The following is a 2,642-nucleotide window of genomic DNA, read 5'->3' on the forward strand; positions in this document are numbered from 1 at the left end:
CAATGTCAGAAATATCTCTCCGGCCTCCTGAATGCACTGCTCGACGGTTGCATTAGGAAAATTAAGCAGCGTATCTAGGTGAAAGTCCATGATGTCAATCCCCCTAAACGTAACTCATTATACAATTACCACCCTGGATCCGGAAGAGCCATTTGAGCTAGGGTGCAAAGCGATCTGGAACGGTAGATGTGTTTCTGCCATTAAGTACTAGCTCTGTAACTTCAGCTAAGCATTCGACAGCTGCTTGAGGAGTATACCTTGCCATAATTTCTCTTGACTTATCCCCCATTTTCTGGATCTTATCTGGATAATTTAAAAATGTTTCCATTAAGTTAGCTAACCCATCAGAATCGTCGGGCGAAAAAACGTAACCATTTTCACCATGCACTATTAACTCCGATGTCCCTGCTCCTTTAGAGCACAGAATTGGCTTGCCCAAGAGCATGGCCTCCAAAGTCACCACTCCCCACGTATCTTCTAGAGTGGGAAAAACAAAAACATCTGCTGCTTCGAAATAACCGCCAATCTGGTCATAACTGACTCGTCCAACCCAAATAATGCGATCTATCAAACCACTTTTTTGGCAAAAGGCTTGCAATTCACTTGTCTGGGAACCATCACCAACAACCAACAATGTATAGTCAGTATGACCGCGCATCTGCAAAGATGCACAAGCTTCTAATAATAGAGGTAAGCCTTTGCGAGGAATTACATGACCCACAAACAGAAAAATTGGGTGCAGTAGAGACGATAGGCTACCCTTAACCTCACTTACTCCTGGCAATGTCCTCTCATCAGGAATTTCATAGGGTTGTACAAACACTTTGTCTTGACGAGCTTTCAATACTTTGATCAAATATTCTTTTCCCGCATGACTATTGGTGATATAAGCATCAGAGCTCAATACCATTAATCGTCGAATAAATAACCGTAGAAATGAGTTGCGGTAGTCTACTCCAGGTGAACTTCCCTCATAAGCAATAACTACTTTAGACCATAAGATTGGCTTTAGAAGAATAGCTAGAATTGTCCAAATTCCAAATGAACTGGAAAATATGACTTGTGGCCTAAGCCTCAGTAAATGACCAATGATCCCAAAAGAGAGATAGGTAAAATTATCACCATAGCCTTGCTCATCTCGATTAATTTCTACTACACGAAATTTGCCAACTACTTCTACTTTAAAGGCTTTATCTAATCCTTTAGCAAAACCAGAAAATAGCCCAGTAAACACAATTGTACTAGGATAAATTCGGGAAAATTCACTTAACATTGGTTGCCAATAAAACCAAGTCACTGGCAACAACCAAGCAATCCTAAGATCTTTATTAACTTTCATAGAAATAATCCAAAACAAGATAGCCTATCTTTTAATTCACATGTAAAATTTTTATATCATCCTTTTCTAGAATTTTTCGATATAAGGATACGTAACGAGAGGCCTGAACTTTTGATGAAAACTTTTGCAGTGCTCTTTGCCGAGATTGAAGCTTAAGGTTTTGGTAGCGTTCTTGATCTTCTATTACCCACTCAATTCCTTTTGCCAAATCTCCTATTTCAAATGGCTTCGCAAGATAACCTGTCTGTTGATGAACTACTACATCCTTTAAGCCAGTTGCGTTAAATGCAACTACCGGAGTACCACAGGAAAGAGCTTCAGAAGCTGTTTGCCCAAACGCTTCTTGTATAGACGGTGCAATCATTACATCAGAGGCAGAATAGGCCAACGCAAGAGAAATATCATCATTCAACCTCCCTACATAGTGTGCTTTAAACCCTAAGTCAATGACTTCCTTAGGCTGTGAGTTACCAAAAATGACTAACTCTATATGATCTTGCCATTTGGACTCACGCAGAGATTGCAATGCAGGTTGTAGTAGGTGAAATCCCTTACGTGGGTCACTTGTTCCACCAATTGCTCCAAACAAAACCAATTTTTTGTCTCGTGGTAAATTTAGCACTTCACGAGCAAAAAGATGATTATATGGTTTATATCTGTCTGTGTCTAGTCCTAGAGGAATAATTTCAATAGGTATATTTTTGAACAAAGAACTATTCTGTGCGCAGTTAGCCATCCATGACGTTGTAGCTACTATGGTCAGATTTAAGTTTTTCCAAGAATTTAACTTACGCTTCCAAACTCGATGAGAAAGATCGGAAGAGTTTTTACTTCCTAGCTGATAGCATGAGCCGCAAGACACCTTATAGTTTTCGCAACCTTCACTGTAGTGGCATCCTCCTGTGAATGGCCACATATCATGCAGTGTCCAAACTATGGGTCGGCGAATTTTTTTTAGAGTTTCAATTTTCAAGTAACCATTACATATGGCATGAATATGAGCAATATCGGGATTATGCTGCTTGACGCGTTTAGCCAAAATATCTGGAACTAACTGAGACGAGAAAATTCCGCCTTTGTATTTGGGATAGAATCGTAAGGGCAGCGCTGATAAGGGAGGAGATATCTTTGTCAAGAATGATGTTTCACGGATGACAGTGCTATCAGTACTGAATTTAGCTCGTACTAACATCTGTGAATGGCAGCCAATCGATTGTAATCCCTGATGCAAACGATAAGCAGCCCGAGCCCCGCCATTATCAACATCAGATTCACTTAGATGTAAGATGTGCATATCTAACGC

General features: G+C 40.1%; 2 protein-coding genes. Both read right to left on the minus strand.

Annotation, left to right across the window (positions count from 1 at the left end; genetic code table 11):
* Positions 1–157: 157 nt before the first annotated feature.
* Positions 158–1,339: a glycosyltransferase family 4 protein gene (locus IQ254_RS30640; protein ID WP_193969913.1), complete on the minus strand. Its 1,182-nt coding sequence runs from the start codon at positions 1,337–1,339 to the stop codon at positions 158–160.
* Positions 1,340–1,370: 31 nt separating this feature from the next.
* Positions 1,371–2,642: glycosyltransferase family 4 protein (locus IQ254_RS30645; RefSeq protein ID WP_228041251.1), on the minus strand; the 1,272-nt coding region annotated here is incomplete at its 5' end.

It is taken from the genome of Nodosilinea sp. LEGE 07088 (genome assembly GCF_015207395.1).
Lineage (GTDB): Bacteria > Cyanobacteriota > Cyanobacteriia > Phormidesmidales > Phormidesmidaceae > Nodosilinea.

Coding starts and splice junctions, on each gene's coding strand:
- IQ254_RS30640 (WP_193969913.1), bottom strand. CDS start 1,339: ATGAAAGTTAATAAAGATCTTAGGATTGCTTGGTTGTTGCCAGTGACT.